General features: G+C 71.5%; 13 protein-coding genes. 7 read left to right on the forward strand and 6 right to left on the reverse strand.

Features of this window, described 5'->3' with window-relative positions:
• Nucleotides 1–35 precede the first annotated feature (35 nt).
• Nucleotides 36–1,253 (forward strand): polysaccharide pyruvyl transferase family protein, encoded by a 1,218-nt coding sequence (locus EV187_RS06005; protein WP_130352032.1) that lies wholly within the window; start codon nt 36–38, stop codon nt 1,251–1,253.
• Between the two features lie 70 nt (nt 1,254–1,323).
• Here EV187_RS06005 and EV187_RS06010 read toward each other — a convergent pair whose 3' ends face one another.
• The 3 genes from EV187_RS06010 to EV187_RS06020 all read right to left on the reverse strand — a co-directional run bounded on the left by EV187_RS06010 (nt 1,324) and on the right by EV187_RS06020 (nt 5,133).
• Nucleotides 1,324–2,727, reverse strand: coding sequence for an amidase domain-containing protein (locus tag EV187_RS06010; RefSeq protein WP_130352033.1), 1,404 nt, complete (start codon nt 2,725–2,727; stop codon nt 1,324–1,326).
• A 233-nt stretch (nt 2,728–2,960) separates the two neighbouring features.
• Nucleotides 2,961–4,319, reverse strand: a complete 1,359-nt coding sequence (locus EV187_RS06015) for an MFS transporter (RefSeq protein ID WP_130352034.1) — start codon at nt 4,317–4,319, stop codon at nt 2,961–2,963.
• Between the two features lie 4 nt (nt 4,320–4,323).
• Complete coding sequence (locus EV187_RS06020) at nt 4,324–5,133, reverse strand: M15 family metallopeptidase (RefSeq protein ID WP_130352035.1); 810 nt, start codon at nt 5,131–5,133, stop codon at nt 4,324–4,326.
• Between the two features lie 240 nt (nt 5,134–5,373).
• Here EV187_RS06020 and EV187_RS06025 point away from each other — a divergent pair, with 240 nt between their 5' ends.
• The 5 genes from EV187_RS06025 to EV187_RS06045 all read left to right on the forward strand — a co-directional run bounded on the left by EV187_RS06025 (nt 5,374) and on the right by EV187_RS06045 (nt 11,350).
• Nucleotides 5,374–6,645, forward strand: coding sequence for an ABC transporter substrate-binding protein (locus EV187_RS06025; RefSeq protein ID WP_207221744.1), 1,272 nt, complete (start codon nt 5,374–5,376; stop codon nt 6,643–6,645).
• An 84-nt stretch (nt 6,646–6,729) separates the two neighbouring features.
• On the forward strand, nt 6,730–7,875 hold the full coding sequence (locus EV187_RS06030) for a carbohydrate ABC transporter permease (protein ID WP_130352036.1): 1,146 nt from the start codon (nt 6,730–6,732) through the stop codon (nt 7,873–7,875).
• On the forward strand, nt 7,872–8,786 hold the full coding sequence (locus EV187_RS06035; protein ID WP_130352037.1) for a carbohydrate ABC transporter permease: 915 nt from the start codon (nt 7,872–7,874) through the stop codon (nt 8,784–8,786). The genes EV187_RS06030 and EV187_RS06035 overlap by 4 nt, the downstream gene beginning before the upstream one ends.
• A 29-nt stretch (nt 8,787–8,815) precedes the next feature.
• Complete coding sequence (locus EV187_RS06040) at nt 8,816–10,276, forward strand: GH1 family beta-glucosidase (protein WP_130352281.1); 1,461 nt, start codon at nt 8,816–8,818, stop codon at nt 10,274–10,276.
• Nucleotides 10,277–10,324: 48 nt separating this feature from the next.
• Nucleotides 10,325–11,350, forward strand: coding sequence for a LacI family DNA-binding transcriptional regulator (locus EV187_RS06045; protein WP_242609453.1), 1,026 nt, complete (start codon nt 10,325–10,327; stop codon nt 11,348–11,350).
• A 34-nt stretch (nt 11,351–11,384) separates the two neighbouring features.
• Here EV187_RS06045 and EV187_RS06050 read toward each other — a convergent pair whose 3' ends face one another.
• Nucleotides 11,385–12,275: a DNA-methyltransferase gene (locus EV187_RS06050; RefSeq protein WP_242609454.1), complete on the reverse strand. Its 891-nt coding sequence runs from the start codon at nt 12,273–12,275 to the stop codon at nt 11,385–11,387.
• A gap of 127 nt (nt 12,276–12,402) precedes the next feature.
• On the opposite strand from EV187_RS06050, the gene EV187_RS06055 reads away from it, so the two are divergent.
• A complete protein-coding gene (locus tag EV187_RS06055) occupies nt 12,403–12,900 on the forward strand; it encodes a flavodoxin family protein (RefSeq protein ID WP_130352039.1) in 498 nt (165 codons plus the stop codon).
• A 32-nt stretch (nt 12,901–12,932) separates the two neighbouring features.
• Here EV187_RS06055 and EV187_RS06060 read toward each other — a convergent pair whose 3' ends face one another.
• Both EV187_RS06060 and lplAB read right to left on the reverse strand, forming a co-directional pair.
• Nucleotides 12,933–13,253, reverse strand: coding sequence for a hypothetical protein (locus EV187_RS06060; protein WP_130352040.1), 321 nt, complete (start codon nt 13,251–13,253; stop codon nt 12,933–12,935).
• Nucleotides 13,254–13,332: 79 nt separating this feature from the next.
• Nucleotides 13,333–14,382, reverse strand: a complete 1,050-nt coding sequence (gene lplAB, locus EV187_RS06065) for a lipoate-protein ligase LplAB (RefSeq protein ID WP_130352041.1) — start codon at nt 14,380–14,382, stop codon at nt 13,333–13,335.
• Between the last annotated feature and the right edge of the window lie 76 nt (nt 14,383–14,458).

Here is a 14,458-nt window from a genome sequence, read left to right on the forward strand (position 1 = left end):
GTCCACCGGTTGACAGGCCTCGGAAAGGCAGGCAGATGCGCGTCGTCGTGATCGGAGACGTCGGCGTCGTCGACGGGATGCTGCACGTCGGCGACGAGGCGATGTTCGACGCCCTCGTGGACGCCCTCCTCGGGCGCGGGGTCGGCTCGATCGTCGGCATCTCGAACGCCCCGGCCGAGACCGCCGAGCGCCACGGGATCGAGGCGGTCGGTCGGATCGGGTTCTCGGGCCCACGCGCCGACATGCGGGCCCGATTCGACCGGGTGCTGCGCTGCTCCGCCGGAGAGCGCGCGCTCCCCGTCGACGACCCCGTGTGGCCGGTGATCGACGCGGTCTCGGGTGCGGATGCGGTGGCCGTCGCGGGTGGCGGCAACCTGGCCTCGAACTGGCCGACCCACGTCTTCGAGCGCGCGGCACTCGGCGCGATCGCCGAGCGGACCGGCCGGCCGCTGGTCGTGACCGGGCAGACGCTCGGGCCTCGACTCGATCCGGCGGACCGGGAACTGGTCGCCACGCTGCTGCGCTCGGCGCGGCTCGTCGGGGTCCGCGAGCACGCGTCGGCCGACGTGGCGCGGCGGCTCGGCGTGACCTCCGAACGGGTCGTCGCCAACCGCGACGATGCGAGCTTCCTCGGCGCCGGCGACGTCGAGCACCCCGGTGGATCGCGACGGCCGCACGGCATGATCCTCGTCAGCCTGTCGGTGCACCTCGGCGGCCTGCGCCGAGCGCCGACGGTCGCGGGACTCGCCGCCGCGCTCGATGGGCTCGCCGCCCGGAGCGGACTCCGCGTCGTGTTCCATCCGCACTTCGGATCGCTCGATCCCGGTCGCCTCCGCGGCGACGAGGTGCTGCACGACGAGGTCCGTGATCGCATGACGACCGACGCCGAGCTGCTCCGGGTGGGGACGCCTCGAACCGCGGCGATGCTCGCCCGCCGCGCCGCGATGCTCGTGACGAGTCGCTACCACCCGGCCGTGTTCGCCGGCCCGGCGGGCGTGCCGATCGCCGCGCTCGCCGCCGACGACTACACGGCCGTGAAGCTCAGGGGCGCCACCGGCTGGTGGGACCAGCGGGGCGTCCTCGACCTCGCCGATGCGGCGTCGCCGGGCGATGGCGGCACCCGGCTGGCCCGTGCGTGGGACGACCGGCAAGCGGCCCGGGAGGCGGCCGCGCGGCTGCGAGGCGAGGCCGAGCGCGCGGCATCCGCGTGGTTCGACCGCGTCGCGGGCGCCCTCGGCGGCGACACCGCCTGAGCTGGTTTCGGGCTTCCGGGACCGCACGCCGGGCCGCTGCGGCCGCCGTCGCGCTGGGTGGCGCGGAGGTCTAGCGGATCGAGAAGTAGCTCACGGAGCCGCCACCGGTCGCGAGCGCCGTGTCGACGTCCCAGTAGTCGGCGTCCTTGGTGTGGCCGCCGACCCACACCTTGGTGCCCGTTTCGGTGTGCTCGACCCGGGTGACGACCGCCGTGTGGTCGCGGTCGCCCGAGCCGTCCCAGTCGAACTGGGCGATGTCGCCCGCCTTCACGAGCGAGCGCTGTCCGTCGTCGAGGTAGGTGGCGCGGTCGGTGCGGGTCAGCAGGTAGTCGCGGAGCGCGGTCGAGCTGGCCCAGGTCGGCGACATCGCGCCGGTGGCGCGGTCGAGGTACCACCCGCCGTCCATGGCCCAGCCGCGCGCGATCAGCGACTGGCTCGCGAAGTTCGCGCAGTCGTAACCCTCGATGACGGGGTACTCCGCGGAGTTGTAACTGCTCCAGTAGGCGAGCACGTAGCCGACCTGGGCGTCGATCCCGGGATCGCTCGTGTACGTGAGGCTGAGCGTGCGCGGTGCCGTCGGGACCTCCGCCTCGGGTGCGCCGGTCAGCTCCCCCTCGAGCGGCTGCACCACGGACGTGCCGGCGGCGACCACGGCGGTCGGCGTCTCGACGTCGACGGGCCGGCCCGCGGCATCCGTGAACTCGACGGGCGCGGTCGTCCCCAGCGCGGCGTCGTCGACGGCGGGCACCGCGAAGGTGATCGTGCGCTCGTCTGCCGCGACGATCGTCGCCGGGGCTCCGCCGACGAGCACGGCACCGACCTGGTCGAGCTCCTCGCCCGTGACCGTCACCTGCGTGCCGCCGGTGAACGGGGCGGCTGCCACCGAGAGGTCGCTCATCACGGTGGGGCCGTCGTCGGCACCCGCCTCGCCGTCGGGCGTCGCGATCGTGTCGGTCGGGGTCGCGCGGTCGGCCGCGTTCGCCGACACGGCGGTGGCGCTCGACGCGTCGTCGTCGGCGGATGCCGCGACGGCGCCGAATGCGCTCACGCCCATGATCGCCGAGGCGCAGCCGAGCGCGATGGTGCGGCGGAACGACGCGCCCGAGGGGCGGCGATTGCGCAGCCGCTCGGCGCGGTGGCGCGGACCCGGTCGCTTCGCCGGCTCCTGCGGCTCGAGCGCGGGTTCCTCCCGCGGTTCCTCGTGCGCCGCGGCGGTCGGTTCGGGCTCGACCGCCGCGGGCTCGAGGAGGGAGGCCGCGTCATCCTGCTCGACGGCGACGGCGGTCTCGACCGCGTCATCCGGCTCGGGCGCGGCCGGCCCGTCGACGTTGGTCTCGACCGCGTCATCCGGCTCGGGCGCGGCCGGCCCGTCGACGGCGTCGATCGACGACGGGTCGTCGAGGCCCGCCGTGGCGGCACGGAAGGTCGAGCGGAAGCGCAGGGGGAGCTCAGGAGTGTGGGGGGTGTGGGGCACGGCGAAGATTCCGGTGTCGGCATTAAGGGGGACACGACAGCACACCACGCGTATTTGTGAGGATTCTTCCCGATGACTGGGAAAGCCATGAGAGCGCGATCACGAGCATCGCTCGGAATTGGCTGCGTCGCTGACGGCGACGGCGGCGAGACGGGCACGGCAGCAGACGCCACCGCACGACCATGCGACCCTACGCTCCCCGGCCTGAGCGGCGGCTGGACGGATGCTGGGCGCTACGCCGGGGCCTGGCGCCCCACGAGCCGCAGGCGCAGCGCCGCGACGGCGAGCGGCACCAGCACGAAGATCGCGACGACGTTGACGCCTGCGAAGCCGCCGACGCCGAGTACCACCCCCGAGATCGCGGCGGCACCGGCCGCGGCGAGGTTCATCGCGGCATCCGTCGCACCCTGCAGCGGCACGCGCAGTCGCTCGTCGACCGAGGTCGTGAGCAGCGTCGAACCGCCGATGATGCTGGCCGACCAGCCGAGGCCGAGCAGGCCGAGCGCCAGCGGCAGCAGGAGCACGTCGTCGGCGGGCGCGAGGATGCCGATGACGGTCGCCGTGACGAGGATCGCGGCGCCGATCCCGATCACCCGCGTCGAGCCGATGCGGTCGGAGAGCCAGCCCATGAGCGGGCTCGCCCCGTACATGCCGAGGATGTGGATGCTGATCACCACCCCGACCAGCGAGAGCGAGAGGCCGTGCTCGGTCATGTGCACGGGGGTCATCACCATCACGCAGATCATCACGGTCTGCGAGCACACGATCGCGAGGATCGCGACGAGCGCTCGGGGTTCGCGCACCGCGGTGCGCAGGGCCTGCCAGGACCCGACGCGCTTCGTCGTCGCGGTCGCCACGGGGGCCGCGGGCCCGGCAGGCGCCGAGGGCCCGGCAGGCGGGTCGGATGCCGCGGCGGGGTCGGCGAGGGCGACGGGCTCGGGTTCCGCCGCGGCCTCCTCCGCCGGCCCGCGATCGACCGCGAGGTGCCCCGCCTTCGGGATGCGCAGCAGCGTGCCGACGATGAGCGTGGAGAGGGCGAAGGCGACCGCCGAGAACACGAACGGCCCGACGAGCGGCGGCAGTCCGAGCGACTGGCCAAGCGCGTCTCCCGTCTGCGAGAGCAGCGGGCCCGCGACCGAGCCGATGGTCGTGGCCCAGAGCACGAGCGACATCGCGCGGGCCTCGAATCCGGGCGCCGCCACCTCGGTCGCCGCGAATCGCGCCTGCAGCCCCGCCGCGGCACCCGCTCCGAACGCCCCGAGGCCGAGGAACACCAGCAGCGCCGCGCCGCTCGCGGCCGCGACGATCACGAGGACGGCGCCGACGCAGGCCAGGGCGTACCCCGTCGCGAGTGCCACGTTGCGACCCGATCGCACCGCCAGGCGCGCGAGCGGCACGGCGACGATGGCCGCACCGAGCACGCTGGACGACTGCGCCAGCCCACCCATCGCGAGGACGCCCGTGAGGTCGGCCGTGAGGATCGCGGCGAGGGCCATGCCGGTGGCCACGCCGACGCCGGCGAGCAGCTGGTTGACGATCAGCACGGCGAGCGAGAAGCCACGCCGCGGCACCCGTCGCGCCCGATCGGCCATCGACTCAGCCGTAATCGGGCGCCGGCGGGAGCCCGAAGAACTCCTCGAGCGTGGTCACCCCGGTCTCGCGCATCTCGTTGGCGAGGTCGGGGCCGACGTAGCGGAAGTGCCAGGGCTCGAAGGTGTATCCGGTGATGTCGGTCTTGTCGGCGGGGTACCGCAGGATGAACCCGAACCGCCAGGCGTTGTCGCGGAGCCAGATGCCCTCGGGGGTCTCGCCGAAGCACTCGTCGAGCGAGCACTCCCCCGACAGCGGGCCGATGTCGATCGTGAGGCCGGTCTGGTGCTCGCTGAACCCGGGTCGAGCGGTGGTGAGGTCGTCGCCGTCGTAGACGTTCTCCTGGGCCGAGTACGACCGGTAGGCGCTGTTCGACGCGAGCTCGAGGCCGGCCTCTCCGAGCGCGGTGTCGAACATCGCGACCACGGCATCGGATGCCTCCTGCCGCAGCAGCGGCTCATTCGTGTACTCCACCGGCACCTCGACGAGGTCGAGCGGCTCGAAGTCCTGCGGGTTCATGGGTCGCAGCTTGTTCACGACGACCCAGATGCTCGTCGGGTCGTCGATGGACCGGGCGGCTCGGTCGAACGTGTCGACGCTGGCCGGCGCGGGGAGCGCGTTCGGGGCGGGCCTGGGGGTCGGCGTCTGCTCCTCGGCCGCCGTGGACGACGACGGACCCGATGCGGGAAGCCCCGTCACGTAGCCCACGACGAGGGCGGCCACGGCGATCAGCGCGAGGCTCAGCGAGCCGGCGACCACGAGCCGACGGCGCTGGCGCGCCCGGTCGGGCGGGTCACGGCGATCGCTTGCGGACACCGTTCGAGTCTACGCCCGAGGGGGCCGCGAACCCGTCGGAGGGCCACGCCGAGCCCTCGATGCCGCATCCGCCACGGTCACGGCTCGGTAACGAAACGAATTTGTGAGAGCGCTCTCTTGACATTCATGATCGCGCTCTCATAGCATCATGCCTTGCATCGTGAGAGCGCTCTCACCCCGTGTTGGGGCGAGTCCTCACGTGACCATTCCGCAACCCACCACGCACACAAAGGAGTGACCGTGAAGCTTTCACGACGCACCAGGGCGATCGCCGCCGTCGCAGGCGCCGCATCCATCGCCATCATCGCCGCAGGCTGTTCGCCGGCGTCCGACTCGGGCTCCGAGGACGGCACGGTCGAACTGACCGTCGCGACGTTCAACGACTTCGGCTACACCGACGAGCTCCTCCAGGAGTACATGGACGAGAACCCGAACGTCACCGTCGTGCAGAACAAGGCGGCGACGTCGAACGACGCTCGCGCGAACTACTTCCAGAAGCTCGGCAAGAAGGGCCTCGCCGACGTCGAGGCCATCGAGGTCGACTGGCTGCCCGAGGTCATGCAGTACTCCGACCTGCTCGCCGAGGTGCCCTCCGGCACCGCCGACCGCTGGCTCGACTGGAAGGTCGACGCCGCCACCGACGCCGACGGCCGCCTCATCGGCTACGGCACGGACATCGGCCCCGAGGGCGTCTGCTACCGCTCCGACCTGTTCGCCGCCGCCGGCCTGCCGACCGACCGCGAGTCGGTCGCCGCGCTGCTCGAGGGCGACTGGGCGACCTACTTCGAGGTCGGCGCGCAGTACACCGCGACGACCGGCAAGGCGTGGTTCGACTCGGCCGGCGGCACCTACCAGGGCATGATCAACCAGGTCGAGGCCGCGTACGAGGACCCCGACAGCGGCGAGATCATCGCCACCGACAACGCCGAGGTCGAGGACCTCTACAACCAGGTGCTCGACGCCAGCGCGGCGCAGTCCGCGCACCTCGGGCAGTGGAGCGACGACTGGTTCGCGGGCCTCTCGAACGGCGCCTACGCGACCATGCTCTGCCCGGGCTGGATGCTCGGCGTCATCTCGGGCAACGCCGAGGGCGTCACCGGCTGGGATGTCGCGAACGTGTTCCCGAACGGCGGCGGCAACTGGGGCGGCTCGTACCTCACGGTGCCCGCCAACGGCGCCCACGTCGAGGAGGCGCAGAAGCTCGCCGACTGGCTGACCGCCCCCGAGCAGCAGATCAAGGCCTTCGTGAACGCGGGAACCTTCCCGAGCCAGAACGACGCCTACACCGACGAGGCCCTCACCGGCTTCGTGAACGAGTACTTCAACGACGCGCCGGTCGGCCAGATCTTCACGGATCGCGCCAAGGCCGTCTCGGTGGCTCCGTTCAAGGGCGAGTTCTACTTCCAGGTCAACGACGCGATGCAGAAGGCACTGACGCGCGTCGAGGACGGCACGCAGGACAAGCAGGCGTCGTGGGACCAGTGGGTCTCCGAGGTCGAGGCCATCGGCTAGTCACGTGACTCCCCCGCGGTGGCCGGCCCACCCGGCCACCGCGGGATCACGTCTGCACCCAACCCGGAAGCCAGAGGAACGACCGTGACCACGACCGCCACCGCGCCCCCGTCATCCGCCGAACGTCCGGATGCGCCAACCGGTCCGCCACCGCGGCGGGCCCCGAAGCGGATCGCCTTCGGGCACCGCCTCAGCCGGTGGGACCTCAAGCTCTCGCCGTACCTCTACATCTCGCCGTTCTTCATCCTCTTCCTCGTCGTCGGGCTTTTCCCGATCGCCTACACGGCGGTCATCTCGTTCATGGACTGGGACCTGGTGCGCAACTCCGGCACCTTCATCGGATTCGACCAGTACGTGTACGTGCTGACCCAGCCGAAGTTCTGGATCGCCCTGCGGAACACCTTCAGCATCTTCCTGCTGTCGAGCATCCCCCAGCTCATCCTCGCGATCTTCATCGCCGCGATGCTCGACCAGAACATCCGCGCCAGGACCTTCTGGCGCATGGGCGTGCTCCTCCCCTACGTGATGGCGCCGGTGGCCGTCGCCCTCATCTTCAGCAACATGTTCGGCGACAAGTACGGGCTCGTGAACACGACGCTCGCCGACCTGGGCATCCCGCCGATCATGTGGCACTCCGACGCCTTCGCCAGCCACATCGCGATCGCGACCATGGTGAACTTCCGGTGGACCGGGTACAACACCCTGATCCTCCTCGCCGCGATGCAGGCCATCCCGCGCGACTACTACGAGGCCGCAGCCATCGACGGGGCGTCGAAGTTCCGCCAGTTCACGGCGATCACCGTGCCGAGCCTGCGCCCGACGCTCATCTTCGTGATCATCACGTCCACCATCGGCGGCCTGCAGATCTTCGACGAACCGCGCATGTACGACCAGTACGGCACGGGCGGCGCCGACTCGCAGTGGCTCACGATCACGCTGTACCTCTACGACATCGGCTGGGGGCAGTGGAACTTCGGCCGGGCGGCGGCGCTCGCGTGGATCCTGTTCCTGATCATCCTCGCCATCGGCATCGTCAACCTGCTCGTCACCCGACGCGTGGTGCGCGACGAGGGCTCGCGCGGCTCCCTCGGCCGGCGCGAGCACCGCGCCGCGGCCCGCGCCGCCCGTCGAGACCTGCGCCGTGCGGCGTCCTCGGGCACCCTGGCCGACGCACCCGAGCCCGAACCGGCACCCGAATCCGCGACCGACACCCCGGAGGCCCAGCGATGAGCGTCTTGAACCCCGCGCCGCTCGCCGTCGTCGACGAGGGCATCCCCAACGCGCCGAAGCGCGAGCAGCAGCGCCGCCGGCGCGTACAGGGCTCCCGTCCGGGCTGGTTCGTCTACACGAGCCTCGCGGTCGTGCTGGGCGCGGCGATCTTCCCGTTCTACTGGTCGTTCCTGATCGGTTCGGGCGACGCCTCCACGATCCGCGACCCGGACATGTCATGGCTTCCCGGGGGCAACTTCCTCGAGAACGCGGCATCCGTGGTCAACGACCCCGCGGTGAACTTCTGGCCGGCGCTGTGGAACTCCATCTACAGCTCGGGGCTCATCGCGCTCTCGGTGGTGTTCTTCTCGACGCTCGCCGGCTGGGCGTTCGCCAAGCTGCGCTTCCGCGGGTCGCGATGGCTGCTCGTCTTCGTGGTCGCGACCATGGCCGTGCCCACGCAGCTCGGCGTGGTGCCGCTGTACATCCTGTTCTCCGACCTGGGCTGGACCGGCAGCATCGGCGCCATCATCATCCCGGCGCTCACGAGCGCGTTCGGCGTGTTCTGGATGACGCAGTACCTCCAGCAGGCGGTGCCTGACGAGCTGATCGAGGCCGCCCGGGTCGACGGCGCCAGCTCGTTCCGCACGTTCCTGACGGTCGGCCTGCCCGCCGCGAGGCCCGCCGCCGCCATGCTGGGCCTCTTCACCTTCGTGTCGGCGTGGAACAACTTCTTCTGGCCGTTCATCGTGCTCGACCGCAGCGACCCCACGCTCCCCGTGGCCCTGTCGCTGCTGCAGTCCAACTACTTCGTCGACTACTCCATCGTCCTCGCGGGCGTGCTGCTGTCGACCATCCCGCTCCTCATCCTCTTCGTGTTCGCGGGCAAGCAGCTCGTGAGCGGCATCATGGCGGGAGCCGTGAAGGGATGACCATCGAACTCGGAGGCAACCCGACCACCATGACCGACACCCTCGCCAACGCCGACACGCTCGCCAACGCCGACGCGCCCGCCACGCGCGCGTTCCCGTCCGACTTCCTGTTCGGCGCCGCCACCGCGGCGTTCCAGATCGAGGGAGCCGCCTTCGAGGACGGCCGCACGGCCTCGATCTGGGACGCGTTCTGCCGGGTGCCGGGCGCGGTCGTCAACGCCGACAACGGCGACGTCGCGTGCGATCACTACCACCGGATGCCGCAGGACGTCGCCCTGATGCAGCGGCTCGGGCTGCAGACCTACCGGTTCTCCACGTCCTGGTCGCGCGTGCAGCCCGACGGCGGACCCGTCAACCCGAAGGGGATCGACTTCTACTCGCGACTCGTCGATGAGCTCCTCGAGGCGGGCATCAAGCCCTGGCTCACCCTCTACCACTGGGACCTGCCGCAGGCCCTCGAGGATCGCGGCGGCTGGGCGAACCGCGACACCGCGTTCCGGTTCCGCGACTACGCCGTCAACATGCACGAGGCGCTCGGCGACCGCGTCGACGTCTGGACCACGCTGAACGAGCCGTGGTGCTCGTCGTTCCTCAGCTACACGGGCGGGGCGCACGCGCCCGGCCGCCAGGACGTCGCGGCCGGGCTCGCCGCCGGCCACCACCTCCTGCTCGCCCACGGCCTGGCCGTGCAGGCGCTGCGAGAGCGCGATCCGGGGCTCGAGCTCGGCATCACGCTGAACCTCACCGTCGCCGAGCCGGTCGACCCTGCGCACCCCGGCGACGTCGACGCGGCCCGCCGCATCGACGGGCAGTTCAACCGGTTCTTCCTCGACCCGATCTTCCGCGGGCACTACGCGGGCGACCTGCTCGCGGATGTCGGGCACCTCGGCCTGCGCGATGTCGTGCTGCCCGGCGACCTCGAGGTCATCTCGGCGCCGATCGACACGCTCGGCGTGAACTACTACCACGGCGAGTACGTCAGCGACCGGCCGGCGGAGCACCCCCTGCTGGCGCAGGCCCCGACCGACCGTCCGACGCGCTCGCCGTTCCCCGCCGCCGACGGGGTGCACAACCACCCGCAGGGCCTGCCGCTCACGGCGATGGAGTGGGAGGTGCAGCCCGACGGCCTGCGCGAACTCCTCGTGCGCGTGCACGAGGACTACGCGGCATCCGCCGGGGTTCGCCTCTACGTGACCGAGAACGGCGCGGCCTACGAGGACGTCGTCGCCGCGGACGGCGCCGTGCACGACGTGGAGCGCACGGAGTTCCTCGCGTCGCACCTCGGCGCGATCCTCGACGCCATCGACGAGGGAGTACCCGTGCACGGGTACTTCTACTGGTCGCTGATGGACAACTTCGAGTGGGCCTGGGGCTACGACAAGCGATTCGGCCTCGTGCGCGTCGACTATGAGACGCAGGAGCGCACCGTGAAGGACAGCGGGCTGGCGTACGCGGCGATCATCCGCGATCGCGCGCTGCGCGGTCGCTGAACGTCACGAGACCACCGTTCCGGCCGCCACGGAAATAGACTGATCGATATGCAGGGGGGTGGTGGTATCCGGATGCGACCCACCGCGCCGACGCTCGAGGAGGTCGCGCGTGAGGCGAATGTCTCCCGCGCGACGGTCAGCCGCGTCGTGAACGGCTCTCCCAAGGTGAGTCCCGACGTGGTGACCGCGGTGAACGCCGCGATCGCCAAGCTGAACTACGTGCCGAACCGGGCCGCCCGGTCGCTGGCCAGCCGCACCTCGGGCGCGATCGCGCTGATCGTCCCCGAGGACACGGCGTTCTTCTTCGGCGACCCCTACTTCGCGGCGATCGTGCAGGGCATCACCCGCCGGCTCGACGACAGCGACTACCTGCTGAACCTGCTCGTCGCGTCGACCGACCCCGGTCACAAGACCGTGCGGTACCTGCGCTCCGGCGTGGTCGACGGGGCCCTCGTCATCTCGCACCACGAGGGGGACGACCTGCAGCACGAGGCCGGCATGCTGCTCCCGCTCGTCTACGGCGGCCGCCCGTCGCAGGCCGGCGACCACATCTTCGTCGACGTCGACAACGTCGAGGGCGGCGCGATCGGCACGCAGCACCTCATCGACGTGGGACGGCATCGCATCGGCACGGTGACCGGACCGCTCGACATGCCCGCGAGCGTCGACCGCCTCGAGGGTTACCGTCGCGCCATGGGGGCGGCCGACCTGCCCGCCGACGCGGTCGAGACCGCCGACTTCACGGCGGCCGGCGCCGTCGCCGCCGCCCGGCGCCTGCTCGATCGCGTCCCCGAGCTCGACGGCATCTTCGTCGCGAGCGACATCATGGCCACCGGCGTGCTCTCCGTGCTGCGCGAGCGCGGTCGGTCGGTGCCCGGCGACGTCGCCGTGGTCGGCTTCGACGACAGCCCCGCGGCGACCTCCTCGGCGATCCCGCTGACCACCGTGCACCAGCCCTCCGAGCAGATGGGCTTCGAGATGGCCGACCTGCTGCTCCGGCATCTCGCCGGCGATCCCGAGGTGCCCCGGCGCAACATCATGCCGACGCACTTGGTTCGCCGCGCATCGGCGTAGGTCTCGTGGCGCGGCGCCGGCGCGCGGCATCCGCTCAGCCGACGGCCCGCACGCCCTCCTGGAACTCGACGCCCGCGATGCCGGCGAACCGTGCTTGCATCACCGCGATCGCCTCGGGGTTCTCGTCGACGAGCACGAAGCGCCGCCCGAGCGTGGCGGCCACCGCGCCGGTCGTGCCCGAGCCCGCGAAGAAGTCGAGCACCCAGTCGCCCTCGCGCGTCGACGCCTGCACGATGCGGCGCAGGATCCCCTCGGGCTTCTGCGTCGGGTAGCCCGTCTTCTCGCGCCCGGTCGGCGAGACGATCGTGTGCCACCACACGTCGGTGGGAAGCTTGCCCAGCTCGGCCTTCTCGGGCGTCACGAGGCCGGGCGCCATGTACGGCTCCCGATCGACGGCGGTCGAGTCGAACCAGTAGCGGGCGGGGTCCTTCACGTACACGAGGATCGTGTCGTGCTTCGTGGGCCAACGCCGCTTCGCCTTTGCGCCGTAGTCGTACGCCCACACGATCTCGTTGAGGAAGCACTCCCGCCCGAAGAGGGCGTCGAGCAGCACCTTCGCGTAGTGCGCCTCGCGGTAGTCGAGGTGGAGGTAGAGCGTGCCGTCGTCGGCGAGCACCCGCCACGCCTCGGCGAGCCGCGGCTCGAGGAACCCCCAGTAGTCCTCGAACCGGTCGTCGTAGCGCAGCAGGTCGCCGCGCACGCGCCGGTACTGCTTGCCGGCGAACCCGGTGATGGTTCCGGATGCCCCGGCGACCGCGTCATCCGCCGGCGACACCCGCACGTGACTGGTCGCCTGCCGGGCCTGGGCCCGCCCGGTGTTGAACGGCGGGTCGAGGTAGACGAGGGTGAACAGGCCGTCGGGCAGGGTGGGCAGCACGTCGAGGTTGTCCGCGTGGATGATGCGGTCGGGCTCGTCGGGTGGCACGGGAACAGTCTGCCGCAGCCGGCGCGTCGCGTGGAGGCGGATGCATGCCCGTGGCGGATGCGCGCCACCGGCGGCGACTACCGGACCGGACGACGGAGGCGTAGGTTGCCGATCGGAGGTGGTCGACATGCGCACGCTCATCGTCGTGGAATCCATCTGGGGCAACACCGAGGCGATCGCCCGCGCGATCGCGGCGGGCGTCGGTGGCGATGTCGAGGTGGTCGACGCGGATGCCGCATCGCCCGTCGTTCCCGACGACCTCGACCTGCTCGTCGTCGGCGGCCCGACCCACGCGTTCTCGATGTCGACGGCGACGACCCGCGAGTCGGCGCGACAGCAGGGTGCCGAGCGGATCCCGGTCCGCGGTATCCGCGAGTGGATCGAAGGACTGGCCGCTCCGGGCCGGCACATGCGGGTGGCGACGTTCGACACGCGGACGGTCTCGCCCCGCCTGCCGGGGTCGGCGGCGAAGAAGGCGCTCAAGAGGCTGGTCGCCCTCGGATTCCAGCCCGTGGCGAAGGCCGAGACGTTCGGCGTGCACGGCTACTCCGGCCCGCTCGCCGACGGCGAGGAGTCGCGGGCGCAGGCGTGGGGCCGCACCATCGCGTCGGCCGTCGCGGGCTGAGCGCTCGGCTCGGGCCCCGGCCCGAACGGTGTCTAGCGGCGATCGATGTCGAGGCGGATGCGCCCGCGGAAGCGATCGGGGTCGTCGTCGTCGGCCTCCTCGGCCGCGAACGCGATGCCCTTGTCACCGTCGCCCGGTAGGGGCGCGGGAGCGGGCAGGCGGCTCTGGCGATCGAGCTCGACCTGCGCCTCGTGCTTGCGCGGGGCGAACACCTCGTCGCCGATCATCATGACGCCGCCACCGCCCCCGCCACGACGGGTCTTGTCGGAGAGGTCGATCCAGCCCCGCGCCACGGCGACCCACACGAGGGCGACGACGAGCGCGGCGATGCCGACCCAGATCCACCAATCCACCCGGCGATTCTACCGGGCGAGGATGAGTGCTCCTCACCGTCGGGCGGACGCCCCCTTCGGCGCGCTTGCTCCGGCGCGGTCAGGGCACGCGGTAGAGCCACTCCCGGGTCGCGAATTTCGCCTCGACGAGCTCCTCGGCCTCGGCGAGTTCGTCGGGCGTGACGGATCCCGGCGTCGCGCCGTAGAGGTCGGTGAACGTCCGCTTCAGGCTCTCGATGATCGCCGACCGGCTGAGCCCGGTCTGCGACCGCAGCGGGTCGACGCGCTTGGCCGCCGAGGCGATGCCCTTGTCACTGATCTTCTCGCGGCCGATGCGCAGCACCTCGAGCATCTTCTCGTTGTCGAGGTCGTACGCCATGGTCACGTGGTGCAGCACCCCGCCCGAGCCCAGCCGCTTCTGCGCGGCACCGCCGATCTTGCCGAGCGGGCTCGCGATATCGTTGAGCGGCTGGTAGGTCGCCTCGATGCCGATGCCGCGCAGGCCCTGCAGCACCCAGTCGTCGAGGAACGCGTACGAGTCGGCGAAGCTCATGCCCTGCACGAGCTCCGAGGGCACGTACAGCGAGTAGGTCACGACGTTGCCGCGCTCCATCATCATCGCCCCGCCGCCCGAGATGCGCCGGACGACGTCGAACCCGTACCGCTCGGCGCCCTCGGGGTCCACCTCGTTCTTCACCGACTGGAAGCTGCCGATCACGACGGCCGACTCGTCCCACTCCCAGAACCGCAACGTCGGCTTACGGCGCCCCTCGCCCACGCGGGTGGCGAGCACCTCGTCGAGCGCGAGGTGCAGGCGCGGTGGCACGGCGGCGTCGTGCACGACCTCCCACTCGTAGTTCGACCAGCTCGTGGCGTCCGTCAGCGCCCGGCGCACCGCGACGGCGACCGCCTCGGCCGAGAACCCGAGCATGACGGCGCCGTCGCGCAGCCCCGCCGTGATCGCCGCGGCGATCTGCTTGGCGTCGGATGCCGCGGGAAGCCCCTCGAGGGCCGCGTCGATGTCGGCGAGCGCCTCGTCGGGCTCGAGGAAGAAGTCGCCCGCCACGCGCGGGTGACGGATGACGCCGTCGACCACGTCGAAGTCGACGACCACGAGCTTGCCGCCGGGAACCTTGTACTCACCGTGCATGGGGTACAGCCTATGGTCGCGAGCAGGGCGTGGCCGGCACGCCCCGGGACACACCTCGGCTGCGCCGCCTCCGGGG

Source organism: Agromyces ramosus, from assembly GCF_004216665.1.
Classification (GTDB): Bacteria; Actinomycetota; Actinomycetes; order Actinomycetales; family Microbacteriaceae; genus Agromyces; species Agromyces ramosus.

Bases quoted from the DNA above. Each gene is read 5' to 3' on its own strand.
- EV187_RS06005 (WP_130352032.1), top strand. From the start codon at position 36: ATGCGCGTCGTCGTGATCGGAGACGTCGGCGTCGTCGACGGGATGCTG.
- EV187_RS06015 (WP_130352034.1), bottom strand. From the start codon at position 4,319: ATGGCCGATCGGGCGCGACGGGTGCCGCGGCGTGGCTTCTCGCTCGCC.
- EV187_RS06035 (WP_130352037.1), top strand. From the start codon at position 7,872: ATGAGCGTCTTGAACCCCGCGCCGCTCGCCGTCGTCGACGAGGGCATC.
- EV187_RS06040 (WP_130352281.1), top strand. From the start codon at position 8,816: ATGACCGACACCCTCGCCAACGCCGACACGCTCGCCAACGCCGACGCG.
- EV187_RS06045 (WP_242609453.1), top strand. From the start codon at position 10,325: ATGCAGGGGGGTGGTGGTATCCGGATGCGACCCACCGCGCCGACGCTC.
- EV187_RS06055 (WP_130352039.1), top strand. From the start codon at position 12,403: ATGCGCACGCTCATCGTCGTGGAATCCATCTGGGGCAACACCGAGGCG.
- lplAB (WP_130352041.1), bottom strand. From the start codon at position 14,382: ATGCACGGTGAGTACAAGGTTCCCGGCGGCAAGCTCGTGGTCGTCGAC.